Raw genomic sequence first — 25,356 nt, 5'->3', positions numbered from 1 at the left:
TGACATCCTGGATATCCTGATTCAGACAATCTGCGTCTATCTGCGTTCATCCGCGTTCCGAAAATATCAACTCAGAAAATATAAAACCCTATATATGCGCCCACAGATTTCTACTTATAACATAAGTGTACAAAATTATTTCCAGCTTGTCAAGTAGAAAAATGGCGATCGCCCGGATTGTAGATAGAGCAGGCGATCGCTCACATCCTGAAAATCCTAATTCTGACAAAAAATTACCATTCCCATACTTTTGGTATGGGAACGAAAAAATTAACTAAACCACAGCAGCAGCTTCTTTCTTAAAGAAAGCTTGCAAAACAGTTTCAGCAATTTGATGACTGCTTAACCCTAAAGCCGCAAAAGATTCATCAGGTGTGGCATGATCTACCAAAATATCAGGTACACCAATCCGCTTCACAGGAACTAAAATATTAGCATCCATTAAAGCTTCAGTCACCGCAGAACCAAAGCCACCCATTAAACAACCTTCCTCCAAAGTGACAACCCGGCCAATTTGTTTAGCCAAAGGTAAAATCAAATCAGTATCTAAAGGCTTGACAAAACGGGCATTAATCACAGTTGCTTCAATACCATGTTCGCTGAGAATTTCTGCCGCTTGCATTCCTGGATAAACCATTGTGCCGTAACCGACGATTAACACATCATCACCTTGGCGGAGAATTTCCCCCTTACCGATTTCCAAAGCTTCCCAACCTTCTTCCATTAAGGGGACACCGTGACCATTACCACGGGGGAAACGCATAGAAATAGGACTATCGGTGTGGTTAATACCAGTCACAACCATCCGTTGTAATTCCGCTTCATCCTTGGGAGCCATGACTACCATATTCGGAATACAACGCAGATAAGCAATATCATACATACCCTGATGAGTAGGACCATCAGCACCAACAATTCCTGCTCTGTCTAAACAGAAAAATACAGGTAGGTTTTGGATGCAAACATCGTGAATAATTTGGTCGTAAGCCCGTTGTAAGAAAGTGGAATAGATAGCAGCGACGGGACGCATCCCTTCACAAGCTAAACCTGCTGCTAAAGTGATAGCGTGTTGTTCAGCAATACCCACATCAATGTATTGATTAGGCAGTTTCGCTTGGAGTTTATCTAAACCCGTACCAGTAGCCATTGCGGCTGTGATACCGACGATTTGGGGATTTTGTTCAGCCAGTTTTACTAAGGTGTGAGAAAAGACCTTAGCGTAAGCAGGAGGTTTAGGTTTACTAGAAGGAATCGCTTTACCAGTAGTCAAGTTAAAGGGGGTTTGGGCATGGTAGCCTACTTGATCCTTTTCAGCTAGTTCATAACCTTTACCCTTAGTGGTGACAACATGAACCAAAACAGGCCCAGTAATTTGATGAGCTTGTTGGAATGTTGCAATCAATTCCTCTAAATTATGCCCATCAACTGGACCCATGTAGGTAAAGCCCAGTTCTTCAAAAACTGCACCGACTTTAGGAACAGCTAACCGCTTCATTCCTTCTTTAATCCGTTCCAGTTCTGGAGAAATAGATTCACCAAGGAAAGGAAGATGTTTTAGCTGTTCCTCAATCCCTTCAGAGAGAAACTGCACCGGCGGACTCAGGCGCATTTTATTGAGATAACGAGGAATTGCTCCCACATTGGGAGAAATGGACATCTCGTTGTCATTGAGAACCACTAAAAGATTAGTTTTGGGTAGGTGTCCAGCATGGTTAATAGCTTCTAACGCCATACCCCCAGTTAAAGCACCATCTCCAATCACCGCAACGGTTTTAAATTTCTCTCCTTTTAAGTCGCGGGCTAAAGCCATTCCCAATGCGGCAGAAATACTTGTAGAAGCGTGTCCTGCACCAAAATGATCAAACTTGTTTTCGCAGCGTTTGAGATAACCTGCAACGCCGTCTTTTTGCCGGAGAGTGTGGAAGTCACTGTAGCGTCCGGTAATTAATTTGTGAGGATAGGCTTGATGTCCTACATCCCATGTCACCTTATCTCGATCTAAATCTAGGGTTTGATAAAGTCCTAGAGTTAATTCTACAACTCCTAAACCCGGACCCAAATGCCCCCCAGTGGCTGCTACGGTTTGTAGGTGCTTCTCTCGAATTTGATGGGCAATTTGTTGCAATTGCCGAATTGACAAACCATGCAACTGGTTAGGATGGGTGATTTCACTCAGGTGCATATTATCAGCTTTTCCTCTCTAACTCTACTTTTGGCATGATTTGATTTTCCCACTTCAGGTGGCTACTAAAATCTGACGATCATTTAATGTTGTTGTATAACTATAACTTTTGTGCGTTTTTAGTAGCTATAGCGATCCTATTTGAGTTGAGAACTTATCGGGAAGGGGGCAGGGGGCAGGGAGTGGGAGGAGGAAAATTCGTTTTGATTTGGTGCAGTTGGATCATCTTGTTTGTGGAGTTTTCTTAGATAAATATAGATACACTCCAAAATCATCAAAAAATCCCATGAAAATGCCCAAAAACCATACATCCAATGTGTAAGTTTTGAAAACGGGTACGACAGGACTCGAACCTGTGACCGTCCGCTTAGAAGGCGGATGCTCTATCCAACTGAGCTACGTACCCATCACTATGATTTATTTTTTCAAGATAAACCTTCCCTATTATATTACCTTTTTATGACAATAGGCAATAGCAAATTAAAAATTTCATTTTTGATCAGAAAAAAGGCTGAAAACCTTGGAGATTAAGCTGAAGTTTTTACACCACGCGCCAAAACTTAATCACTAAGAATCCCCTCCTCTTGAGTCAGGGAAGTGTCAATTCAGTAATAAAGTTTCAGTGATTGATGAGTCGAGGTACACTAAAAACAAAATAGATACAATATTCAGATATATTGTGATGTCAAGGAGTAATTGCCTATGAATATGGATACTTTCCTAGAATCCTATCCTAATCGAGTATCTAGTCAATGCTAAATACTCCTTACCTGGCTACTTAAGTAATTATACTCTATTGTAATGATACAGCAGACCATTACATATTCTTTATCAAAAAAGCCCCTGCGAGGAGTTATTTGCTAGTGCTATGTTTATTCTCAAACGGCAGGATGTTGAAATTTCGACGATTCAGCACCCGAAAAAAGAAGATCAACAAGTGTCGATCCTCTATTATCAGGGGCAGACTTTTCGATTGATTACGGTTTTTAAGGCCAGTGAAGAGGAAGAGGCTAAGACTTTTTGGCGATCGCTCACCGATAACCGAGGAAAAGCTTGTGTGTTATTAGAAGAACCAGAACGCTATAGTATCTGGGGAAAGGTGAAGTTAGACCAAATCAGTAGTGACACTGGTAGTCACACTAAAACTGATGTTTTAACATTAGCTGCTATTACACTGTTACAAGCTGTTTATTTGGATATTGAAGATTTATTAGGAAGTCGTCAAGCCACTCTATTTACAAAAGATATAACGGGGACGTTACAGCAAAAACAATTTCCCAATATCTCTTCTGCCGATGTAGTAAAATCTTTCCTCACTGAGGATTTATCACAGATGAGTACAATGCCAGCTTGGCAAGAAACTCATGTGATTATTCTTCTAGAAGAACTGCACCGTTTAGGAAAAACATATTTTGGTGACACCAACTTTGCTCATCAACTAGATGAGCGATTACAAGATATGCCAGAAGAAGAGCAAGAACTCTTTATTAGTTGGTTAAAAAAATCTCCACTTAATAAGCTTTGGCATTAGGGTGGATATTGATTTGCAAAAAAAAAACTGCTCATTGGCGATTATGTGTCACAAGAATGCAAAAATTGTGAGATATATCATTTAGTGTGCAAAAAATATTACCTTCAGAGCATTTACCTAGTTAATCTCTATGAGTAAATCTTACGACAATTCATCCCGCGCTAAATCCCTGCTAACTACTCAAAATCTCGTTTTGGCGTGTCTTAGTTGGGCTGTTTTAGCATTGTTATACTTTTTGTTGTTTAGCGCCAAAATCCCTGTAGAAGGGAAAGGAGAAGTTCGCGCAGATTGGTATGTAATTGGCACAAATATTTTTGAAGCTATAGCATACTTGGGTGCAAGTCTCTTATGCTGGAGGAACTGGCGGAGTACCCAAATGGTTAGTAGTCGGAAAGTTTGGCTCTCAATCGGCTTAGGAATGTTTGCCTATTTTATAGGTGGACTAATTTTTGGCTATATAGAAATAATTTTAGGTCAAGAACCAGATGTATCTATTGCTGATGTGTTTTTTGTCCTAACTTATCTATGCCTGGGTACAGGTATGGCTTTAGCTTTATTCTCCCGACGCATCAATCTAGAAGCATGGCAATGGCTAATTGTCGTAGCAGTTGGAGGATTAGGAAGTTTTCTGGCTTGGTTGATTTCCCAAAAACCGCAAACATCCACTGATCAGATCGCCTTTATTCTGAATTGGTTTTACATAGTTAGCGATGTGGCATTATTAATTATTGCCACAACGATGCTTCTAGCTTTTTGGGGAGGGAAAGTTTCCCTATCTTGGCGCATGATTGCAGCAGCCGCATTTTCGCTCTACATTGCAGATATGTGGTTTAAATTTGCTCAGGGCGACAATTATCAAAGTGGAGACATACTAGAAGTATTCTGGGTGTTTAGTGGAGTGTTATTCGGTATGGGCGCTGTTCTAGAATACGACGCATCATTGAGTCTTAAACGCCGAGACCGTGGACGCAAACGAACTTAACAAAATTTGGTGTCTACCGTGAGAAAACTAACAGATCCTGACAAACAAGAAATTCTCAAGTTATATCGAGAAACTGCTCAAACAACCTCGACTTTGGCTGAACGCTATGGTGTGAGTAACTCAACAATTAGCCGACTGCTCAAAAGTACCTTACCAGAAGAAGAGTATGAATTTCTCGTCTCTTTAAAACGCGCCGCCAGAACCCCTGAAGGCAGAGCGCAGGTAAGCTATGAGCAGTTACCACTGTTGAATCAACCACCATTTGAAGAAGCAACTTCTACTAGTACCAGCAGCTATGGGGAGTTATTGAACCCAGAACCAGAAAAGCTGGAGATAGCAGCACAAAATGATAGTGATAGTGATGGCGATTTCGCTCAACCCATTCCAGCGAATAGACGGGTAAAAACACGCTCCTCAGCGGTGGAAAAACCCAAGCTTCCAGTCGTCAAAGAACCTCCTGCTGTGAAGGAGTTAGAAATTGTCAGACACAACTCACAGGAAACGCCAATTATTCCTAAACCAAAGTTAGAGGTAGAAACTCGAAATTCACAGCCGAGTTTGTTTGCGGAAATTTTGGATGAGGACTTATTGGATGAACCTGATGATTTAGATGATGACGATTTAGATGATGATTTGTATGGAGATGATGAGGACTTTGAGGATGAAGACTATGAAGAGCCAATACCCCTAGTCACCAGACGCAGAAATGGGGAAACATCTGTTCAAGTTTTACCATTGTCAGTTGCTCATTTACCTAAAACTTGCTATTTGGTAATTGATCGCTCTGCGGAATTAATTACTCGGCCACTCAAGGATTTTGGTGATTTAGGTCAAATTCCTAGTCTGGAAAATCAACAGAAAACTCTGCCGATTTTTGATAACCACAGAGTAGCTAAACGCTTTTCTACCAAGCGCGATCGCGTAATCAAAGTTCCCGACAGTCAAATGCTCCATAAAGCTAGTAACCATTTACAAGCTAAAGGAATTACGCGACTGTTAATTGATGGACAAGTTTACTCTCTGTCTTTAGTGTGACCTAAAGAAAATGTGGATATTTGCTGGTTGGAGTAGTTCCCTACTCTAACCACTGTTTCACAAAGCTGCTGCAAAACGACTGGCTAAATCAATAATGTCTTGTTTGCGAGCAATTTGTTCAACCCATTCTGGGGGAATATTTTCCACCCCGTAATAAATTCCTGCTAATCCACCCGTCACAGCAGCAGTAGTATCTGTATCTCCTCCCAAATTCACAGCTTTAAGAACCGATTCAGCGTAAGACGAACTATTTAACAAACACCAAATAGACGCTTCTAGGGTGTCAATTACATAACCACCAGAATTAATCTCCTCTATCGGTAATTCGGCAATTTTACCGCTAAAAACTCGCTGAAAATGTGATTTTTCCTCAAAATACTCACTATCATTATAAATTTTTTGAATTTGCTCTACACCTTGTAAATAAGCTGTTAGTAAATCAGCCCCTTTTAGTAATTCTATTGCCATACTAATATAAATCCCACAAGCCATTTGCGATCGAAGATGGCCATGAGTAATACAAGAAACCTGATGTACCCTGTTAATTAATTCTGGAAAACTCAAAGTTTCGTGTAAATAAGCCATTGGCAAAATTCGCATTAATGAACCATTACCATTACTTTTTTCACTCCTTCCACCTGCTTCTAAAGGTAGAATCCCTTTCTCTAAATTGATAATAGCTTGGTATGTAGTATTACCAATATCAAAGACGTTACCATGAGCCGTCCAGTAATTTTCTCGATACCAGGAACAAAATGATGTGGCTATATCATCTAAAGAATAGCCACTACATAAAGAAGCTGCTAAACAGAACATTAAAGAACTATCATCAGACCAAGTTCCGGGAGGTTGATTCCATGTCCCGTAACCTAGCATCGTTGTGACTGGGGATTTCATGCGTTCAGCACGACTAGTAAATTCCACAGGAACACCTAAAGCATCACCGACACATACACCCATCAAACCAGATAAAACTTTAGTAGCAGTTGACATAATTTTATCTCAATATTAAAGACGTAAAAATATAGTATTTACCCTAAATATAGCATTTCTTCTTAACGAGGTACAAATTTATCTGCGTTCATCTGCGTTTATCATCTTCCATCTGCGGTTAACTCTTTCTTCTTCGCTATTGATTAAATAACTTATCTTAATTTCCAGCAATTTTATAAATCTTTGGAACATTTAAAAAGAGAATACGACATAGTAATTAAAGGAAAAAATTTACAAGCAGGTTAATTTTATGCGACATTTATTTAAATCATTTGTGACTTTAGCAGCCTTATCTTCCCTAACGATTTCATCAGTATTAATGACAAATGGCAAAGCATTTGCTGAAAACGAAAAAGGCACTAATGCTAATTATGTAGGTGTGGGTTTAGCCGCTGGTGTCACCGAAGGAGGACAAACAAATGATGCCCCTAACTTGGGTGGTAATCTGACAGGAAGATTGAAATTAGGAAATACACCACTTTCTGCCCGTGGTAACGTCCTCTGGAGTGATAAAACGAGTGCTATCATCCCAGAACTTTCTGTAGACGTACCCATTGCGAATAGAACTAATGCTTTTTTGACCGGTGGCTATTCTTTTGTAGAAACTGATGGTAAAGCCACACCTTTGGGGAATAGAGATTCTGTAGTTGTAGGTGCGGGAGTAGAATCTGAAGTTGGTAAAAACTTCCTGTTGTATACCAACGCTAAGGTTGGATTACGTGCTTATCAAAATAGTCCTGCTTCTGCTGTGAGTATTAATGCTGGGATTGGCTACAGTTTCTAGTCATGGAGATTGGGAAGTTACAGAAAAACTCATAACCGGTTTTGTGAAGTGTTGAATCACCGACGAAGCCGGGTTTTTAAATGTTAAAATTATATTCTTATTCATAGTTCCGACCAATTTTTCGGGGTTATCTCGCTGAAGATGTGCGAATAATTTCCTACTTTGGCCTTAACTTACGCCTTATTTGAGAAACGTATCTACTGTAATGGTTAACTCTGCTGCTTCCCCGCTTACCAATCGTAAGCCTTCCAAAGTCGAAGGTCTCAAAGAAAATAGTAATTTTTTGCGTGAACCTGTAGCTACTGAAATCCTCCAGGACACCACCCACTTTACTGAAGACGCAATTCAGATTCTCAAGTTTCACGGTTCTTATCAACAGGATAATCGTGATAATCGTGTCAAGGGACAGGAAAAAGATTACCAGTTTATGCTGCGGACAAAAAATCCTGGGGGGTTAGTACCACCACAGCTATATCTGGCTTTAGACAAACTAGCTGATGAATATGGTAATCATACCCTCAGAGCTACTACTCGCCAAGGCTTTCAGTTACATGGTATTCTCAAAAAGCATTTAAAAACAGCGATCGCTACAATTGTTCAAAATCTCGGTTCAACTCTGGGTGCTTGTGGTGACATTAACCGCAACGTTATGGCTCCTCCTGCTCCCTTTAAAAATCGCTCAGAATATCAGTATGCTTGGGAATATGCCCAAAATATCGCTGATTTACTTTCTCCCCAAACTGGTGCTTATTATGAAATTTGGTTAGATGGGGAAAAAGCCATTAGCGCCGAAGAACACCCAGATGTCAAAGCAGCGCGACAAAGTAACGGTAACGGCACTATTATTCATGATTCCGTAGAACCAATCTATGGAACTCATTATATGCCCCGCAAATTTAAAATTTGCGTCACAGTCCCTGGTGATAATTCCGTTGATTTATATTCCCAAGATTTAACTTTGGTAGTAATTACTAATAAAAAAGGCGCATTAGCAGGATTTAATATCTTCGCTGGTGGTGGTTTGGGTAGAACCCATAATAAGGAAGAAACCTTTGCCAGAATTGCCGATCCTATTGGTTATGTAGCCAAAGCTGATGTATATAATCTGGTAAAAGCGATAGTTGCCACTCAAAGAGATTATGGCGATCGCACCGACAGACGACACGCTAGGTTAAAATATTTAATTAATGATTGGGGTGTAGATAAATTCCGCACCAAGGTAGAAGAATATTTCGGTAAAGCGATCGAACCTTTTAAACCCCTGATCCAGTTTAAATATAAAGACTTCCTGGGCTGGAATGAACAAGGAGACGGTAAACTCTTCTTGGGTATTTCCATTGATAACGGTCGTGTCAAAGATGACGAGACATTTCAACTAAAAACCGCTTTGCGGACAATTGTTGAACAATTTAATCTCCCTATTCGTCTCACAGGTAATCAAAACCTGATTTTTTACGACATTGCACCAGAAGACAAAGCAGCCATTCAAGAGATCCTGGACAAATGCAGTGTTGTGGCTGATCCCGACCAAATAGCAGCATTAACCCGCTATGCTATGGCTTGTCCGGCTTTGCCTACCTGCGGTTTAGCAATCACAGAATCAGAAAGAGCAATTCCCGGAATTTTAGAAAGAATTCGGGCTTTATTAGATAAATTGGGTTTACAAAATCAACATTTTGTGGTCAGAATGACAGGCTGCCCTAATGGTTGCGCTCGTCCTTATATGGCAGAATTGGGTTTTGTTGGTAGTGCTGCGGAATCTTATCAAGTGTGGTTGGGTGGTTCACCAAATCAAACCCGCTTGGCTCAACCTTTTGTGGAAAGACTGCACCACAATGATATTGAAAGTTTCCTAGAACCGATTTTTGTCTTCTTTAAAAAGTCACGCACACCCAAAGAAAGTTTTGGGGATTTTTGCGACAGATTGGGTTTTGATGCGATTAGGGAATTTGTGGCTAATTACACACCAGGAGAACCTACTAGCAGCGGTAAATCACGTCATAGAGTCAGTCTGCGGGATGATTTTTACGCGCAACTTAAGGAAACTGCTGAAAAACAAGAACGGCCAATGACTGATTTGGTTCATGAGGCTTTGGAGAAGTATTTCCAAACTCTGTAAGTAGGTGGGCGTTAAAAATTGTCGTTGGGGCAAGGGAACAGGGAACAGGGAACAGGGAACAGGGAACAGGGAACAGGAAGAAGAGAGTTTTGGGCGATTTTACTTTTCTTCATATACCTTTAAATTTTTCTGTTCCCCTACTTAGACAGATATTCTCACGCAAAGGCGAGGCAGCGCGGTCTTGGGGGTTTCCCCCATGAGCGACTGCCGTAGCAAAGACGCAAAGTTGTTTTTGGAGTTTTTGCGTGAGATGAAATTTCTGAACTGCTGGAAATTATGTTAAAATTAATTATATCAATTCCTATTTAAGTGCGGTACAAGAAGCAAGAATTAACCGCAGATGGAAGAGGATAAATGCAGATGAATTTGTACCTCGTTAAACTAAGAAATTCTAGTATATATTCTCTGAGGGATAAGGTATGACTACAAAAATCTTTCCATCTATTCAACCTACCCTTTATGAAGAAGATTATTATTTATGGATAGAAACAACTCTTCAACAATTACAAAATCAAGATATTGAAAATTTAGATTGGCAACATTTGGTAGAAGAGATAGAAGCTTTGGGAATTGAACAAAGACGAAAGGTAGAAAGTTATCTCAAGCAATTATTAATTCATCTTTTACTTTATTGTTATTGGGAATCTGAAAAAGAATTTTGTCAACGAGGTTGGAAAAATGAGATTTCTAATTTTCGAGATGAATTAGAATTTTCTTGTCGTTCTAAAACACTTTATAATTATTTTCTTAATTGTTTAGATTCAGTTTATCTCAAAGCTAGAAAACAAGCAATTCAGAAATCAGGTTTATCTAGTGAGATTTTCCCGGAACAATGTCCTTTTACTCCTGATGATATTCTTAATAGTGATTATTTTCCTAGTCTCTAAATCCTGATGCTGACACATTATGTCTCAACTCCAACGCATTACTATTAATCCCAATCAACTCCAAGCCACCCAACTTTTATTAACACCCCAACAACAACATTATTTGCTGCGGGTGTTGCGGTTGCGAGATGATGATAAATTTATTGCTATGGATGGTATGGGTAAATGGTGGTTAGCGCAGGTACAAGGGGAACAAGGACAGGTTTTAGAACTACTTGAGGTGAAAACAGAGTTACCTGTATCTATCACCTTAATGATGGCATTACCGAAAGGAAATGGATTTGATGAGATTGTCCGGTGTTGTACAGAATTGGGAGTAAATTGTATTTTACCTGTTTTGAGCGATCGCACCTTATTAAATCCCAGTCCCCAAAAACTAGAACGCTGGCGACGCATAGCCTCAGAAGCGGCTGAACAATCAGAACGGGCTTTTGTCCCTACGATTTTAGAACCTGTAGCGTTTAATACCGCTGTCAAGGAAAGTATCGCTGCTCACCGTTATCTGTGTGAAGCCCGTGGTAATTTTCCCCATTTAAACCAGGTAATTAATAACACCGCCAATGATATTATGATCGCTATTGGTCCTGAAGGAGGATGGACAGATCAAGAAATAGAAATAGCTGTAAAATCAGGATTTGCACCTATTTCTCTGGGTCGTCGCATTCTTCGTGCAGTTACAGCGCCTATAGTTGCGGTATCTTTAATAGCAGCGAATTTTGAATGATTACTTCACCAAAACAACACCTAATTATTTTTACCCGTTATCCAGAACCAGGAAAGACAAAAACCCGGCTTATCCCGGCTTTGGGTGATGTTGGTGCTGCTAATTTGCACAAGCAGATGACTGAATATACTATTTCTCAGGTGAAAGAATTGCAAAAAATGACCAAAGTATCCGTAGAAGTACGGTTTACAGGTGGTGATTTGGAAAAAATGCAAGACTGGTTAGGGAATGATTTAGTATATCAATTTCAAGGTGAGGGAGATTTAGGGGAAAGAATGGAGCGATCGCTTATAAGTGCGTTTAATCAAAATGTAGAACAAGCCATTATCATTGGTACAGATTGTCCTGGTGTTAATTCCCAAGTTTTAGCAACAGCTTTTGAGCAACTACGGATTTGCAATCTCGTATTAGGACCAGCCCTAGACGGTGGTTATTATTTAATAGGCTTACAACCACCAATACCAGAATTATTTACGAATATTCATTGGGGTACGGCTCAAGTATTCCCAAAAACAGTAGAAAAAGCCCAGAAATTGAATTTATCAATAGGTTATCTGCAACCTTTAGCGGATATTGATCGTCCAGAGGATCTTCGGCCCTAATAATTAGACAGTATATTCACTGATAATATATACTTAAGTATATCAGAAATCACCACCATAATCAATAGGAAATTTAAATCATCCATTGAGGAAAAAATTTGGTAAACTAAAACTCATAAAACTTCCTCTAAGTTTAATTTTAAATAGACTATGTTTGAATTGCCTAAGGCGTTTTCTGTATTGGGTTTACCAGTTCATATAATGAAAAATTATCCCGACTGGTTACTAGATTGTTTAAGAGAAGAGAAAGGAACTCATGTCGTTACGCTCAATGCAGAAATGACCATGCAAGCAGAGCGTAATCCCGCTCTATCAAAGGTAATTCAAAATGCTGAATTAGTAATTCCTGATGGAGCAGGAGTTGTTCTGTATTTACAATATTTATTAGGACAAGATGTACAACGCTTTCCAGGAATTGAATTAGCAGAAAATCTTTTACAAGTAGTATCTCAACAAAAAAAATCTGCTTCTATATTTTTCTATGGGGGCGCACCGGGAGTAGCCGCTAAAGCAGCAGATTTATGGCAAAAACAACTTCCCCAGTTACAAATATTAGGTACACATTCTGGTTATCATTTTCCAGAAGAAGAACAACAGTTATTACAAACTCTCACTCAACTACAGCCACAGGTGATATTTGTTGGTTTGGGAGTACCACGTCAAGAATTATGGATTGCTCAAAACCGCCATTTATGTCCCCATTCAATTTGGGTAGGTGTTGGTGGTAGTTTTGATATTTGGTCAGGAACAAAAACACGCGCTCCGGGTTGGTTAGCAAATAATAATTTAGAATGGCTCTATAGATTATATCAAGAACCTTGGCGGTGGCGACGGATGTTAGCTTTACCAGAATTTGCCTTAAAATCTTTAGTTTATCGTTGGACTGTAAGATGTGAATAGTTAAAAAAGTCGGCGTTGCTGATTAACGGTATGAATTTTAGTCTCACGCAAAGGCGCAAAGACGCAAAGGTAAGAGTTTTAAAGATTCAATTTAGGAAAACCAACATTTATAAGCATTTGTTGGGTGGCGCTGTCGCTTAACCCAACCTACCAAAATCCTTATAACTATGCCAATATTCACCAGCATGGGAAATACTGAAAAAGTTCATAGTCAAGAGGAAACAACTCAAAGTCAAACTGGGACAATGGTAGAGTTGCATTCTGTTTCTAAAACTTATCCTCATAATAGCCATCACGCTTTACTTGATGTCAATCTCCAAGTCAAAAAGGGAGAATTTTTATTTATTACAGGTGCTAGTGGTTCTGGTAAATCCACACTTCTAAAAATGCTATATGGTGCGGAATTACCTACCCAAGGAGAAGTAATAGTTGATGATATTAATGTCGCTACTTTAGAAAGCTATAATTTATCATTATTGCGTCGGCGCATTGGGATTGTTTTTCAAGATTATAAACTCATTCCCCAGCGCACAGTCGCGGAAAATGTAACTTTTGTATTGCAAGCACAAGGTTATACCCGCAAAGAAATTCAACGTCGTTTAGAACCAACTTTAAAATTGGTGGGTTTATTATCTAAAGCTGACCGATTTCCTGATCAACTTTCTGGGGGTGAACAGCAACGAGTAAGTATTGCGCGAGCAATTGTCGGAACACCACCTTTATTATTAGCAGATGAACCTACGGGAAATCTTGATCCTGATAATTCTTGGCAAGTAATTCAAATCTTTCAAAAGTTAAATTCCTTTGGTGCAACGGTGATTATCACTACCCATGATGAGCAGTTAGTCAGACGCTGTAATTATCCAGTGGTGCAAGTTAAAGATGGGAAATTATATCGAAAATAGTTACAAAAAAAAGGGAAGAGGGAAGAGGGAATAGGGAATAGGGAATAGGGAATAGGGAACAGGGAACAGATAAGAAACTTTAGTTGCACCAGTTGAAAGCTCAGTCAAAAAAAAGATGTTTTTCAACATGAGTTTTTTCTGTTCCCTCTGAACTAGTCTAACGAGGTACAAAATTATCTGCGTTCATCTGCGGTTAATTCTTTCTTATTCTACCTCGTTAGACGAAGAAATGGCATTTATCAGAAAAAGCTTTGAATATTCTGAACAAATTCTAAAGTATTTTCTAAATGAATATTATGTCCAACTTGAGGAATTATTTGTAATTTAGTACAGTTACATTTCTCATTTATTAATATATTAATATCAATAAATTTTTCATCTTTTTCACCAACTATTAATAAGATAGGAATAGTATTCTTAGGTAACAGTTCCCATAAACAAGGTTGAGAACCTGTTCCCATAAACTGCAATGATTTGACTAAATTTAAAGGATGATTTGCTAATCTAGTCTCTATCATAGATTGGTATTGAGGATGATTTTTGATATTTCCAAAGATTGGCTGTTGATACCAATTATTGAGAAAGTTATAAAAATCATCTTTACTGATTATTCGGGTTAATTTTCTAGCTATTTGAATATCACTTTTGATTCTAGCTAATTGTTCTGCTTCTGTTGCTAAACCTGGAGAAGCAGATTCTAAAATAACTTTAATGAATCGCTGGGGAAAATGGAGGGAAAGATATAAAGCTAATCTTCCCCCCATGGAATAACCAATTAAAAAACATTGGTCAATTCTTAATTCATCTAATAAGTTAATAATAGCTTGGGCTGTAGATGCCATTTGATAACATTCATCATCACCTAAAATCTGAGTTTTACCATGTCCTGGTAAATCAAGAATGAGATAGGAGAAATCATCATTTAGTAATTCGATGACTTCATTAAATTCATGAATATTACCCATAAAACCATGTAAAAACAGAATTATTGGTTTGTTTGGGTGATGAGTTAAAGAATAGTGAAATTGATATTGATTCAGAGTCATGAACAGTTAGCCAGCAGTGAAAAATTAAGGTAAAAATCTATCTAAAGCGGCTTTGAGTTGTTCAATTTCTAGCTCAATATTACCCTCTTGGGCGGCTCTAGCAATACACTCGGTTAAATGTTCATCTAAGACAATGCGTGCTACTTTATCTAATGCTCCACGCACAGCGGCAATTTGTAATAATACATCAGGACAAGGGGTATTTTGCTGTACCATAGTTTTCACGCCCCGAACGTGTCCTTCTATACGGGAAAGTCGGTTAATAATCCGCCGTAAAGATTCTTCACTGTGGACATGAGGATGAGCAGAATCGGCTTGGTGGTGATGGTGTGTGTGTTCTGCTTGCTCTGATGTAGATGAAGATTCGCTAGTTAGTGGGTTTGCTCCATTCATGGGTGATTATGTTAAGATTTGTTTTGGCATTTTGGCATTCACTAATATTTTAACCCAGCGATCGCCTGGGAAGATGAAAAAATATGCTCTACACCTAAGTGAATCAGAGATTCCGTAAAATCCCAGAAACTTAAAGTTGAGTGAAAATGTCAATAAACCAGAATCCTGATCGGATCTGTCAAAATAGGTGTAGATAGATTTATCAAGAAACAGTAAAAATTAGGCTTGTAGATTAGGTTGTGATTATGCGATTTTCCAAACTATCCCGGTCTATCCGACAACTCAGTACCCATGTTTTAGCGATTTTTATGGGAGTGATGTTGACTGTTACCTCTCTACAGGTATTACCTTCAGTAGCAGAACCGGGTCCAACTCCTGTCACTGAGTCATCAACAAAAGTTGCTCAAAAGTCATTGCCGGCTACATCTGTCATTGGTAGTAGTAGTTTTGTGACAGCAGCGGTGAATCGTGTGGGATCAGCAGTAGTCAGAATTGATACAGAACGAACGATTACTCGCCGAAATGATCCTTTAATGGAAGATCCATTTTTCCGGCGGTTTTTTGGTGATAGCTTTCCCCAACAATCACCAACTGAACAATTACGGGGTTTAGGTTCTGGTTTTATTCTCGATAAAAGTGGAGTAATTCTGACCAATGCTCACGTAGTTGATAAAGCTGATAAAGTCACAGTCCGTCTTAAAGATGGTCGCACTTTTGAAGGTAAAGTTAGAGGCATTGATGAGGTTACAGATTTGGCTGTAGTCAAAATAAATGCTGGTAATGATTTACCTATTGCACCTTTGGGTTCTTCTAGTAATGTTCAGGTAGGAGACTGGGCGATCGCTGTCGGTAATCCGTTAGGATTTGATAATACCGTCACCTTGGGCATTGTCAGCACATTGAAACGTTCTAGCGCCCAAGTTGGTATCAGCGATAAACGCTTAGACTTCATTCAAACTGACGCAGCTATTAACCCTGGTAACTCCGGTGGACCATTACTAAATGGTTTAGGAGAAGTGATTGGGATTAATACCGCAATTCGCGCAGATGCGATGGGGATTGGGTTTGCAATTCCTATTGATAAAGCTAAAGCGATCGCCGTACAATTACAACGAGATGGCAAAGTTGCTCACCCTTATTTAGGTGTGCAAATGGTAACATTAACACCGGAATTAGCAAAACAAAATAACAGTGATCCCAACTCTATGTTTGCGATTCCTGAAGTTAAAGGTGTTTTGGTAATGCGGGTTGTCCCTAACTCTCCTGCTGCAACTGCGGGTATTCGTCGCGGAGATGTGATTGTCCAAATTGATAATAAAGCAATCACCAGTGCTGAACAGTTGCAAAGGGTAGTAGAAGACAGTACCCTGGGTCAAATGTTGCAAATAAAAGTCCAAAGAGGTAGTCAAACACAAATGCTTTCAGTCCGTACCGCTGAATTGAAAGACATTTCTTAGTTACTTTTGAGTATGGGGTATGCTTCGGTGTACCCCTGACTATATCTGTAGAAATTCTTTCCATATTTATAGATTAACTTATCCCCAGAATCAGATAACTAATTTTTTACATCTGTAGTTCAAATTTTCCAGAATTGAAATAGAAATACTATTTATCAGTTAGTCTATTTATTAGCCCAACACCAATAAATAGAAAAATGCTGAAAATTTTTGCTGACAGAGGTGGCACATTCACAGATATAGTTGCTGTTACTAATAATCAAACAATAATAAACAGACTTTCAAAACATCAAGAACGTTTTTTAATTATTCCTCTCCCTAACCAAGAATGGATTATAGTCTATAAATTACTTTCAGAAAATCCTGAACAATATCAAGATGCAGTTATTCAAGGAATTCGGGATATTATCGGTATTTCTGCTAATGAACCTATTCCCTATCAAACTATAGAGGTAGTGAAAATGGGAACAACAGTAGCAACAAATGCACTGTTAGAAAGACATGGAGACAGGGTAGTTTTAATCATTACCAAAGGCTTTAAAGATGCGTTACGAATTGGCTATCAAAATCGTCCGAATATCTTTGCTCGTCAGATTATTTTGCCTACCATACTTTATGAACAAGTAATTGAAGTAGATGAAAGATATGATGCTCATGGACATGAATTAATATCAGTAAATCCTGAAAAAGTTAAACATGATTTGCAAACAGTTTATAATACAGGAATTAGAAGTTGTGCCATTGTGTTTATGCACAGCGATCGCTATCCCAAACACGAACAACAAATAGCCCAAATTGCTCAAGAAATTGGCTTTACACAAATTTCTGTATCCCATCAAGTTAGTCCATTAATGAAACTCGTCAGTCGAGGAGATACCACCGTTGTTGATGCCTATTTAACTCCCATTCTTCGTCGTTATGTAAACCAAGTAGCTAGTCAATTACCAAATGTAAAATTAATGTTTATGAAATCTGATGGAGGATTAACTGATGCCGAAAAATTTCAAGGTAAAGATAGCATTTTAAGTGGTCCGGCTGGGGGGATTGTCGGTGCAGTACAAACCAGTAAAAGAGCAGGTTTTGAATTAATAATCACCTTTGATATGGGAGGAACAAGTACAGATGTTGCCCATTTTAAAGGAGAATATGAAAGACAATTAGACTCAGAAATTGCCGGTGCAAGAATGCGAGTTCCCGTCTTAGCAATTAATACCATCGCTGCGGGAGGTGGTTCAATTTTATATTTTGATGGTTCTAGCTATCGTGTAGGACCAGAGTCTGCTGGATCAAATCCTGGTCCTGCTTCCTATCGTCGTGGTGGACCATTAACAGTTACAGATGCTAACGTCATGTTAGGGAAAATTCAACCCCAATATTTTCCCGCAGTTTTTGGTAACGAAGGTAATTTACCCTTAGATAAAAAAATAGTAAATCAGAAATTTATACAATTAGCTGAAAATATTGCATCTTTCACCGAAAATAATAGAAACCCTGAACAAGTAGCAGCAGGTTTTATTAGTATTGCTGTGGAAAATATGGCTAATGCGATTAAAAAAATTAGCCTCCAACGAGGTTATGATATTAGTGAATATGCACTATGTTGTTTTGGTGGTGCAGGTGGACAAGTTGCTTGTTTAATTGCTGATACTTTAGGGATGAAAAAAATATTTTTACATCCTTTTGCTGGTGTACTTTCTGCTTATGGAATGGGTTTAGCAGATGTGAGAGCAAATAAAATTACCGGAGTCGAAAAACATTTAACTCCAACATTAATTCCTGAATTAGAGCAGTTAGTTAAATATTTGGAAATTGCAGCAAAAAAAGAGTTAAACCAGGAGGATAGTAATTTACAACTAGAGGTAATTAATAAAGTCAATTTGAAATATGCAGGAACTAATTCAATTTTAACAGTTGACTTTTTTACAGCTGTAGCAGAAATGCGAAACCAGTTTGAAAATGAACATAGGTTAAGATATGGTTTTATACAAACAGAAAAACCTTTAATTGTAGAATCTATTTCTGTGGAAGTTGTGCAAAAAATGGATACTCCTGAAGAACCTGTCATTATTCGGCAAAGAACATTAAAAGAGAAACCCAAACCTGTAGAAAATGTCAAGATATTTACGGCTGATAAATGGCATAATACACCAGTTTATAGACGAGAAGATTTACAACCTGGAGATTCTATAAAAGGTGCTGCAATTATTGTCGAGAAAATCAGCACAATTGTAGTTGAACCTAATTGGAAAGCACAGTTAAATGAACAAAATCATTTAATTGTGGAACGTATTAACTAATTATCATCACCCATAAAAAATCTCTCTTCACTCCTCTTACCTTTGTGTTCTTTGTGGTTTATTTTATGAATTATTTTTTAACCTAACCACAGAGATGCAGAGAGCGCAGAGAAAAAAGAAACCAGAAAAGTATTTATTGATGTCGAAAAATGTGATTCGTTAAGAGGAAATTAATTATGTATTCTATGTCTCAACCAGATCCTGTTCGTTTAGAAATTTTCAAAAACCTCTATCAATTTATCGCTGAACAAATGGGAATTGTACTACAAAACACAGCCGCATCAGTGAATATTAAAGAAAGGTTAGATTTTTCCTGTGCGATTTTTGATAGTTCGGGTTTATTGGTTGCTAATGCTCCTCATATTCCTGTGCATTTAGGTTCTATGAGTGAAAGTGTCAGCAGTTTAATTAATGCTGAAGGGAATAATATCAAACCAGGAAATGTGTATTTATCAAATAACCCCTACAACGGGGGTACACATTTACCTGATGTCACCGCTATTACGCCCATTTTTGATACTGAAAATAAACAAATTATCTTTTATGTTGCTTCCCGTGGACATCAAGCAGATATTGGTGGGATCACTCCCGGTTCTATGCCTCCCCATAGTAGCACTATCTTAGAAGAAGGAATTATTTTTGATAATTTTCTCTTAGTTAATAAGGGAGATTTTCAAGAATTAGAAGTGAGAAATTTTTTATTAAATCATTCCTATCCTAGCCGAAATCCTGATCAAAATATAGCAGATTTTAAGGCTCAAATTGCTGCCAATAATAGGGGTGTACAAGAATTGTTAAAAATGGTCAATCAATATGGACTAGAAACTGTAAAACTTTATATGCAGTTTGTTCAAGATAATGCAGAAGAGTCTGTTAGGCGAGCAATTGATGTTTTAAAAAACGGTGCATTTATTTATGAAATGGATAATGGCGCAAAAATTCAAGTTAAGGTAACAATTGATCGTGAAAATCGCAGTGCTAAAATTGATTTTACTGGTACTTCTACACAATTAAATAGTAACTTTAATGCTCCCAAAGCTGTAACTCAAGCTGCGGTTTTATATGTCTTTAGAACATTAGTTAATGATAATATTCCTCTCAATGCTGGGTGTTTGCAACCTTTAGAAATTATTATTCCAGAAGGTTGTATGTTAAACCCCATTTATCCCGCCGCCGTTGTAGCAGGAAATGTGGAAACTTCTCAAACTATTGTTGATGCTTTATATGGTGCTTTGGGTGTAATGGCTGCTTCCCAAGGAACAATGAATAATTTCACTTTTGGAAACCAAAAATATCAATATTATGAAACTATTTGTGGTGGTTCTGGTGCAGGAATTGATTTTGATGGTACTGATGCAGTTCATACCCACATGACTAATTCTCGCTTGACAGATCCAGAAGTTTTAGAAACCCGCTATCCTGTACAAGTAGAAAGTTTTAGTCTGCGTTCTCATAGTGGTGGTAAAGGAAAATATGTAGGGGGTAATGGGGTAATTCGTCGCATTAAATTTCTAGAACCAATGACAGCTAATATTCTTTCTAGCCATCGTTTAATTCCTCCCTTTGGTTTACATGGTGGAGAAGAGGGAAAAGTAGGAAGAAACTGGATAAAACGTGAAAATGGCACTGAGGAGTATTTAGATAGTACAGCTACAGCAGAGATGCAATCTGGGGATGTTTTTGTGATAGAAACTCCTGGAGGTGGAGGATTTGGTAAGTCGTCGTGAAGGTAAGCGAAACTAAATTAGGACTTACGCAAAATATCTCTGAAACTCTCATTCCTTCGTGTTCTTCGTGTCTTCGTGGTTCATTATTCCGTAACTTGTGCGTAAGTCCTATAAATATAAACCTTACCTTTTTCCTAACTTCCAATCTTCACCACCAGGTAATTGAGTTAAATAATCATCAATTACAGCCGGTAATTCCTTAACTGAATATTCATAAGTCAATTTTAAGAGAACTTTGGCTTGATTAATTATCTGTTCTTTATCTACCATTTCGGCAAGTTTAAATGGACTGTAAATACCATTCATTACCTCATCACTAGCATCACGAATAGCTTCTTCAAATTCTTCTTCTAGCATTAAGTCCCATTCATCTATCTTGACATAATAAGAACTTTTATTGTCTTGCAAATTTATTTTCTTGATTTCTCGAATTGAACTACGAATCGAATTTGCCCAAGAATTAGTTAAACGTTGTTCTACTTGATTCTTAATCAGATGAATTATTAATTTAACTAAGAAAGATTGAATATTTCTTAAAATACCTTGTCTACCCATCCCCTCTAACTCATCTACAATAACTAAAGCATCGGCATAACGCTGTTCTAAAATACTATTTCTGAGGTCTATTAATTCCTGTGTCATTTTTGTATTAACCTCAAATTAATTCAACATATCTATCCAAATTATACCTAAATATGCCAAAATAAAAATAAATATTTTTTTGTTAGGCGTTGCTGATTAAGAGTATGATTTTGTTTCACGCAGAGGCGCTCCAGTCACAGAGAGTAAGAGTTTGAAATCTTTGATTTTTCAATTTCATACTTCAATATGGCTATCGCCACGCAGGCTATCAGCAACGCCTTTTTCCCAATCTTTGCACGTCGCTAAACCTGCAATTTAGATCCCCGAATTCTTACTTTAATCTTTAGTAAAAATTACAATTAAAATAAGAAGTTGGGGATCTTCGACTAGGGGATCGTTAACTACTTACGATTAAACCAACTTTCCCCACCGGGTAACTGTATTAAAACTTCCGCGATCGCTTTCGGTAAACTTTTAGCCGAATGTTCATAAGTCAAACCTAAAAATTGACAACCTTTTGCTATCAACTCCGGTTTATCAATGATTTCCTCCAATTGAAATTGATTATATGCACCATTTAAAACCTCATCACTAGCATCAGCTATAGCTTTTTCTATAACTTCCTCTAAAATTAAATCTTCCCATTCATCAACATTAATATAATAGGATTTTTTATTTTCCTTCAAGTTGATATCTTGAATTCCTACCACTGCATTTCTAATAGAAGCTGCCCAAGAATTGGTTAGCCGTTGTTCAATTTGATTTTTAATGAGATGTATTAGTAAAATCTTTAAAAAAGACTTTATTTGTTGTATAATTGCTTTTTTACTCATCCCCTCTAACTCATCAACAATAGCTAAAGCATCGGCATAACGCTGTTCTAAAATACTATTTCTGAGGTCTATTAATTCCTGTGTCATTTTTGTATTAACCTCAAATTAACTCAACTACATTTAATATAGCAAAATTCAAGAATTCATCTCCTAATTTGCTTAACATTATTCTATCCTCCTAACCATTCTTCTCTAGAAACTCCAGCTTGTCGTTGATCAAATAATTTTGAGAAACAGGTGTTAGTCTAGGCATTTTATACAAACTGTGTAATTTGATTTAAATTAATATCCTCAATTACAGGAATATTTAACCCTAAACGTAAACGCAAAGCTAACCAATCACTTAATGCTTCTCTTAATTCACGACGACAACCTTCTAAGGTTTGATAATTTGCCCATACTCCCTGTAAACCAGGAATTTCACCCCAATAACTACTATCGTCTTCAATAATTTCATAAACTGCTAATTCCATTGCTTTATCAATGTAACTTGCCAACATTTTTAGTATTTCCTTATAAATGAAAATCAAAGTCATTACTCAGCAATTATTTTTGCATTCAGCAAAGTAAAAATCCTATCCAGTTCTAATATTCCTGTTAATTCAGCCTCTTCTTTTGAGTTTAACATTCCTGCTTTATTTTTCTCAGAAAGTTCATCTAACCGAGATTGTAATTCTGAACTAAATTTAAATAAATTCAAATTTCTAACTTTGCTGATTTCGATTCCTGACTCTACCCAGGATGAGGGTTGAATCATCACTTGAGTAATCATGGGCGTATTTTTATTACTTTGGGGATGTTTATATTCTAACATATAAGTTAAAACTACAAGAATATAATTTAAACCTTTGCGTCTTTGCTCCTTTGCCTCTTTGCACGAAATAAAAATATAAACCTCCCTTTTTTTCTAACTTCCGAAAATAATAAAAATATTTTCCTAACGACTTGAGAAAAATCACACATCGCGCTAGTCTTCATTAGCGTCAACCGTGAAACTCAAACCATGACAAACCACCCCCAAATACCCCCCTGCGCCTGGAAACGTCCCATTGGCTTAGGCTGGGATCAGCCCTACACCGTCCGTTATCCTAGTAATATTGATGATGGTCCCTGGCACGGAATGCCCCTTGGTGGCTTTGGTGCAGGGTGTATAGGACGTTCTTCACGGGGAGACTTTAACCTGTGGCACATTGACGGGGGAGAACATACTTTCAAAAATGTTCCTGCTTGTCAATTTAGTGTTTTTGAATCTGGACAAGCTTACGCATTATCTACCCAACCTCCAGAAGATCATACACTGCAATCTTGGCAATGGTATCCAACATCTGAGGAACAGAATTCAGGAACATATCACGCACTTTATCCCCGCAGTTGGTTTGTTTATGAAAATGTCTTTAAATCACAATTAATCTGTGAGCAATTTTCGCCAATTTGGGCAGATAATTATCAAGAAACTAGTTATCCTGTCGCGGTTTTTTCGTGGAAAGCACATAACCCCACAAATGCACCAATTACTATTAGCATCATGCTAACTTGGGAAAACATGGTGGGTTGGTTTACTAATACTTTAAAATCTCCCGAAGTTAGAGTGAGAGATGATGGTAGTCCAGTTTATGAATATCTACCACGTTGGGGAGAAAGTCAAGGAAATTATAATTGTCTAGCAGAAGATGATCAATATTTTGGTTGTGTTTTAGGTCAAGTTTCTAATAATCAAACTGTTCAAGAAGGTGACGGAACTTGGTGTATTTCAACTTTAAAAAATCCTCAAGTGGAAATATTTCATCATTCCCGATTTAATCCTGTGGGTAATGGTGAAGATATTTGGCAAAGTTTTTCTGAAAATGGTTCTTTACCTAATTATATAGATGAAACTCCCGCAGATGAAAATACTCGTTTAGGTGCAGCAATTGCGGTGCGTTTTACTTTGCAACCTGGGGAAAATTTGGAAGTTCCTTTTGTGCTAAGTTGGGATTTTCCCGTCACAGAATTTGCAGCAGGAGTGAACTATTACCGCAGATATACAGATTTTTTTGGTTGTAATGGTGAGAATGCTTGGCAGATTGCGACTACTGCACTTAAAGAATATCAGAATTGGCGATCGCTCATCCAAAATTGGCAAAATCCCATTTTAGAAAAAGCAGATTTACCTGACTGGTTCAAAATGGCTTTATTTAACGAACTCTACGATTTAACCAGCGGAGGAACTCTCTGGAATGCCGCCTCAGAAATTGATCCCGTTGGTCAATTCGCTGTGTTAGAATGTTTAGATTACCGTTGGTATGAAAGTTTAGATGTGCGGTTATACGGTTCTTTTGGACTGTTGATGTTATTTCCTGAATTGGAAAAATCGGTAATTCGCGCTTTTGCCAGAGCAATTCCCCAAAGTGATGATAGAACTAGAATTATCGGTTATTATTTGACTATCAAATCTGAAAGTCCCCTCGCAGTTCGTAAAGTTGCCGGTGCGACACCCCACGATTTAGGCGCACCCAATGAATGGGTTTGGGAAAAAACCAATTACACTAGTTATCAAGATTGTAATCTGTGGAAAGATTTAGGTTGTGATTTTGTTTTGCAGGTATATCGAGATTTTCTCTTCACTGGTGCAAATGATATCCAATTTTTAGCAGATTGTTGGGATGCTATTGTCCAAACTCTCGATTATGTGAAAACATTTGATCTCGATGGTGACAGTATACCAGAAAATTCCGGCGCTCCTGACCAAACTTTCGATGATTGGCGTTTACAAGGTGTGAGTGCTTATTGTGGTGGTTTGTGGTTAGCTGCTTTAGAAAGTGCGATCGCAATCAGTGATATTCTAACAGACTACAAAGACACAAAAACGCAAAAATCAATTTATCAAACTTGGTTAAATGAATCTAAACCAATATACCAAGCCAAACTTTGGAATGGTGAATATTACCGTTTGGATAGTGAAAGTGGTTCTGATGTGGTGATGGCTGATCAATTGTGTGGGCAATTTTACGCTCGTTTATTGAGTTTACCAGATATTGTCCCCCATGATCATGCTATTTCTGCGTTGAGAAAAGTCTATGATTCCTGTTTTCTCAAGTTCCAAAATGGTCAATTTGGTGCTGCTAACGGTGTTCTTCCCAATGGTTTACCAGAAAATCCCAATTCTACACATCCTTTGGAGGTTTGGACAGGAATCAATTTTGGTCTAGCAGCCTTCCTGGTGCAAATGGAGATGAAAAATGAAGCCATGCAGTTAACTGAGGCTGTGGTTAGGCAAATTTACGACAATGGTTTGCAATTCCGCACCCCGGAAGCAATTACCGCTAATGGTACTTTCCGCGCTAGTACCTATCTCCGCGCTATGGCTATTTGGGGAATTTATTTACTCATTCAATACC

Annotated in this window: 23 protein-coding genes and 1 tRNA gene; 15 read left to right on the top strand and 9 right to left on the bottom strand. The window is 38.0% G+C overall.

Going from position 1 to position 25,356, the window contains the following annotated elements; translation table 11 throughout:
* Positions 1–125: 125 nt before the first annotated feature.
* Positions 126–278 (top strand): hypothetical protein, encoded by a 153-nt coding sequence (locus tag FJR04_RS21815; RefSeq protein WP_168498732.1) that lies wholly within the window; start codon positions 126–128, stop codon positions 276–278.
* Here the strand turns inward: FJR04_RS21815 and dxs are convergent.
* Positions 275–2,182 (bottom strand): 1-deoxy-D-xylulose-5-phosphate synthase, encoded by a 1,908-nt coding sequence (dxs, locus tag FJR04_RS21810; RefSeq protein WP_168498730.1) that lies wholly within the window; start codon positions 2,180–2,182, stop codon positions 275–277. The genes FJR04_RS21815 and dxs overlap by 4 nt on opposite strands.
* 332 nt (positions 2,183–2,514) lie before the next feature.
* Positions 2,515–2,588, bottom strand: a tRNA-Arg gene (locus FJR04_RS21805).
* Positions 2,589–3,050: 462 nt separating this feature from the next.
* Between FJR04_RS21805 and FJR04_RS21800 the strand changes: the two genes are divergently transcribed.
* The 3 genes from FJR04_RS21800 (at position 3,051) to FJR04_RS21790 (ending at position 5,730) form a co-directional block, all read left to right on the top strand.
* Positions 3,051–3,713, top strand: coding sequence for an Npun_F0813 family protein (locus FJR04_RS21800; protein ID WP_168498728.1), 663 nt, complete (start codon positions 3,051–3,053; stop codon positions 3,711–3,713).
* Positions 3,714–3,843: 130 nt separating this feature from the next.
* Positions 3,844–4,695 (top strand): hypothetical protein, encoded by an 852-nt coding sequence (locus FJR04_RS21795; protein ID WP_168498726.1) that lies wholly within the window; start codon positions 3,844–3,846, stop codon positions 4,693–4,695.
* Between the two features lie 18 nt (positions 4,696–4,713).
* Positions 4,714–5,730, top strand: a complete 1,017-nt coding sequence (locus tag FJR04_RS21790; protein ID WP_168498724.1) for a sigma factor-like helix-turn-helix DNA-binding protein — start codon at positions 4,714–4,716, stop codon at positions 5,728–5,730.
* A gap of 57 nt (positions 5,731–5,787) precedes the next feature.
* On the opposite strand, the gene FJR04_RS21785 is transcribed toward FJR04_RS21790, so the two are convergent.
* A complete protein-coding gene (locus FJR04_RS21785; protein ID WP_168498722.1) occupies positions 5,788–6,723 on the bottom strand; it encodes an ADP-ribosylglycohydrolase family protein in 936 nt (311 codons plus the stop codon).
* Between the two features lie 250 nt (positions 6,724–6,973).
* Between FJR04_RS21785 and FJR04_RS21780 the strand changes: the two genes are divergently transcribed.
* From FJR04_RS21780 to ftsE, 7 genes are all read left to right on the top strand, one after another.
* Entirely contained in the window at positions 6,974–7,507 is a 534-nt protein-coding gene (locus FJR04_RS21780; RefSeq protein ID WP_168498720.1) for a hypothetical protein, read from the top strand.
* 205 nt (positions 7,508–7,712) lie between these two features.
* Entirely contained in the window at positions 7,713–9,626 is a 1,914-nt protein-coding gene (sir, locus tag FJR04_RS21775) for a sulfite reductase, ferredoxin dependent (protein ID WP_168498718.1), read from the top strand.
* 419 nt (positions 9,627–10,045) lie between these two features.
* Positions 10,046–10,513, top strand: coding sequence for a DUF29 domain-containing protein (locus FJR04_RS21770; RefSeq protein WP_168498701.1), 468 nt, complete (start codon positions 10,046–10,048; stop codon positions 10,511–10,513).
* Between the two features lie 19 nt (positions 10,514–10,532).
* Positions 10,533–11,237, top strand: a complete 705-nt coding sequence (locus FJR04_RS21765; protein ID WP_168498699.1) for a 16S rRNA (uracil(1498)-N(3))-methyltransferase — start codon at positions 10,533–10,535, stop codon at positions 11,235–11,237.
* Positions 11,234–11,839: a TIGR04282 family arsenosugar biosynthesis glycosyltransferase gene (locus tag FJR04_RS21760; RefSeq protein WP_168498697.1), complete on the top strand. Its 606-nt coding sequence runs from the start codon at positions 11,234–11,236 to the stop codon at positions 11,837–11,839. The genes FJR04_RS21765 and FJR04_RS21760 overlap by 4 nt, the downstream gene beginning before the upstream one ends.
* A gap of 150 nt (positions 11,840–11,989) precedes the next feature.
* Entirely contained in the window at positions 11,990–12,739 is a 750-nt protein-coding gene (locus tag FJR04_RS21755) for a WecB/TagA/CpsF family glycosyltransferase (protein ID WP_168498695.1), read from the top strand.
* 167 nt (positions 12,740–12,906) lie between these two features.
* Positions 12,907–13,644: a cell division ATP-binding protein FtsE gene (gene ftsE / locus FJR04_RS21750; RefSeq protein ID WP_168498693.1), complete on the top strand. Its 738-nt coding sequence runs from the start codon at positions 12,907–12,909 to the stop codon at positions 13,642–13,644.
* 239 nt (positions 13,645–13,883) lie between these two features.
* Here the strand turns inward: ftsE and menH are convergent, their stop codons facing one another.
* Together menH and FJR04_RS21740 are read right to left on the bottom strand one after the other, a co-directional pair.
* Complete coding sequence (gene menH / locus FJR04_RS21745; RefSeq protein ID WP_168498691.1) at positions 13,884–14,690, bottom strand: 2-succinyl-6-hydroxy-2,4-cyclohexadiene-1-carboxylate synthase; 807 nt, start codon at positions 14,688–14,690, stop codon at positions 13,884–13,886.
* A gap of 24 nt (positions 14,691–14,714) precedes the next feature.
* The gene (locus tag FJR04_RS21740) at positions 14,715–15,083 is read right to left on the bottom strand and encodes a metal-sensitive transcriptional regulator (RefSeq protein ID WP_168498689.1); all 369 of its coding nucleotides are present in this window, start codon (positions 15,081–15,083) and stop codon (positions 14,715–14,717) included.
* A gap of 245 nt (positions 15,084–15,328) precedes the next feature.
* On the opposite strand from FJR04_RS21740, the gene FJR04_RS21735 reads away from it, so the two are divergent.
* The 3 genes from FJR04_RS21735 to FJR04_RS21725 all read left to right on the top strand — a co-directional run bounded on the left by FJR04_RS21735 (position 15,329) and on the right by FJR04_RS21725 (position 20,564).
* Complete coding sequence (locus FJR04_RS21735) at positions 15,329–16,540, top strand: HhoA/HhoB/HtrA family serine endopeptidase (protein ID WP_168498688.1); 1,212 nt, start codon at positions 15,329–15,331, stop codon at positions 16,538–16,540.
* 197 nt (positions 16,541–16,737) lie between these two features.
* Positions 16,738–18,837, top strand: coding sequence for a hydantoinase/oxoprolinase family protein (locus tag FJR04_RS21730; protein WP_168498686.1), 2,100 nt, complete (start codon positions 16,738–16,740; stop codon positions 18,835–18,837).
* A gap of 176 nt (positions 18,838–19,013) precedes the next feature.
* A complete protein-coding gene (locus FJR04_RS21725; protein WP_168498684.1) occupies positions 19,014–20,564 on the top strand; it encodes a hydantoinase B/oxoprolinase family protein in 1,551 nt (516 codons plus the stop codon).
* A gap of 123 nt (positions 20,565–20,687) precedes the next feature.
* On the opposite strand, the gene FJR04_RS21720 is transcribed toward FJR04_RS21725, so the two are convergent.
* The 4 genes from FJR04_RS21720 to FJR04_RS21705 all read right to left on the bottom strand — a co-directional run bounded on the left by FJR04_RS21720 (position 20,688) and on the right by FJR04_RS21705 (position 22,751).
* Positions 20,688–21,206 carry a DUF29 family protein gene (locus tag FJR04_RS21720; RefSeq protein WP_168498682.1) on the bottom strand — a complete coding sequence of 173 codons (519 nt, stop codon included), beginning with the start codon at positions 21,204–21,206 and terminating at the stop codon, positions 20,688–20,690.
* A gap of 341 nt (positions 21,207–21,547) precedes the next feature.
* Positions 21,548–22,066: a DUF29 family protein gene (locus FJR04_RS21715; RefSeq protein WP_168498680.1), complete on the bottom strand. Its 519-nt coding sequence runs from the start codon at positions 22,064–22,066 to the stop codon at positions 21,548–21,550.
* A gap of 167 nt (positions 22,067–22,233) precedes the next feature.
* The gene (locus FJR04_RS21710; protein WP_168498678.1) at positions 22,234–22,479 is read right to left on the bottom strand and encodes a type II toxin-antitoxin system HicB family antitoxin; all 246 of its coding nucleotides are present in this window, start codon (positions 22,477–22,479) and stop codon (positions 22,234–22,236) included.
* A 35-nt stretch (positions 22,480–22,514) separates the two neighbouring features.
* Entirely contained in the window at positions 22,515–22,751 is a 237-nt protein-coding gene (locus tag FJR04_RS21705; RefSeq protein ID WP_168498753.1) for a hypothetical protein, read from the bottom strand.
* 231 nt (positions 22,752–22,982) lie between these two features.
* Between FJR04_RS21705 and FJR04_RS21700 the strand changes: the two genes are divergently transcribed.
* The coding region (locus FJR04_RS21700) for a GH116 family glycosyl hydrolase (RefSeq protein ID WP_168498676.1) at positions 22,983–25,356 on the top strand (2,374 nt) is incomplete at its 3' end.

Origin of the sequence: Anabaena sp. UHCC 0204, from assembly GCF_009711975.1 — a bacterium.
Taxonomy (GTDB): Bacteria; Cyanobacteriota; Cyanobacteriia; order Cyanobacteriales; family Nostocaceae; genus Dolichospermum.
Note: the sequence above shows the minus strand (reverse complement) of the source record. Positions and strands in the feature narration are given on the sequence as shown.

Bases quoted from the DNA above. Each gene is read 5' to 3' on its own strand.
- dxs (WP_168498730.1), bottom strand. From the start codon at position 2,182: ATGCACCTGAGTGAAATCACCCATCCTAACCAGTTGCATGGTTTGTCA.
- FJR04_RS21800 (WP_168498728.1), top strand. From the start codon at position 3,051: ATGTTTATTCTCAAACGGCAGGATGTTGAAATTTCGACGATTCAGCAC.
- FJR04_RS21795 (WP_168498726.1), top strand. From the start codon at position 3,844: ATGAGTAAATCTTACGACAATTCATCCCGCGCTAAATCCCTGCTAACT.
- FJR04_RS21785 (WP_168498722.1), bottom strand. From the start codon at position 6,723: ATGTCAACTGCTACTAAAGTTTTATCTGGTTTGATGGGTGTATGTGTC.
- FJR04_RS21780 (WP_168498720.1), top strand. From the start codon at position 6,974: ATGCGACATTTATTTAAATCATTTGTGACTTTAGCAGCCTTATCTTCC.
- sir (WP_168498718.1), top strand. From the start codon at position 7,713: ATGGTTAACTCTGCTGCTTCCCCGCTTACCAATCGTAAGCCTTCCAAA.
- FJR04_RS21770 (WP_168498701.1), top strand. From the start codon at position 10,046: ATGACTACAAAAATCTTTCCATCTATTCAACCTACCCTTTATGAAGAA.
- FJR04_RS21765 (WP_168498699.1), top strand. From the start codon at position 10,533: ATGTCTCAACTCCAACGCATTACTATTAATCCCAATCAACTCCAAGCC.
- FJR04_RS21760 (WP_168498697.1), top strand. From the start codon at position 11,234: ATGATTACTTCACCAAAACAACACCTAATTATTTTTACCCGTTATCCA.
- FJR04_RS21755 (WP_168498695.1), top strand. From the start codon at position 11,990: ATGTTTGAATTGCCTAAGGCGTTTTCTGTATTGGGTTTACCAGTTCAT.
- ftsE (WP_168498693.1), top strand. From the start codon at position 12,907: ATGCCAATATTCACCAGCATGGGAAATACTGAAAAAGTTCATAGTCAA.
- menH (WP_168498691.1), bottom strand. From the start codon at position 14,690: ATGACTCTGAATCAATATCAATTTCACTATTCTTTAACTCATCACCCA.
- FJR04_RS21740 (WP_168498689.1), bottom strand. From the start codon at position 15,083: ATGAATGGAGCAAACCCACTAACTAGCGAATCTTCATCTACATCAGAG.
- FJR04_RS21735 (WP_168498688.1), top strand. From the start codon at position 15,329: ATGCGATTTTCCAAACTATCCCGGTCTATCCGACAACTCAGTACCCAT.
- FJR04_RS21730 (WP_168498686.1), top strand. From the start codon at position 16,738: ATGCTGAAAATTTTTGCTGACAGAGGTGGCACATTCACAGATATAGTT.
- FJR04_RS21725 (WP_168498684.1), top strand. From the start codon at position 19,014: ATGTATTCTATGTCTCAACCAGATCCTGTTCGTTTAGAAATTTTCAAA.
- FJR04_RS21720 (WP_168498682.1), bottom strand. From the start codon at position 21,206: ATGACACAGGAATTAATAGACCTCAGAAATAGTATTTTAGAACAGCGT.
- FJR04_RS21715 (WP_168498680.1), bottom strand. From the start codon at position 22,066: ATGACACAGGAATTAATAGACCTCAGAAATAGTATTTTAGAACAGCGT.
- FJR04_RS21710 (WP_168498678.1), bottom strand. From the start codon at position 22,479: ATGTTGGCAAGTTACATTGATAAAGCAATGGAATTAGCAGTTTATGAA.
- FJR04_RS21705 (WP_168498753.1), bottom strand. From the start codon at position 22,751: ATGATTACTCAAGTGATGATTCAACCCTCATCCTGGGTAGAGTCAGGA.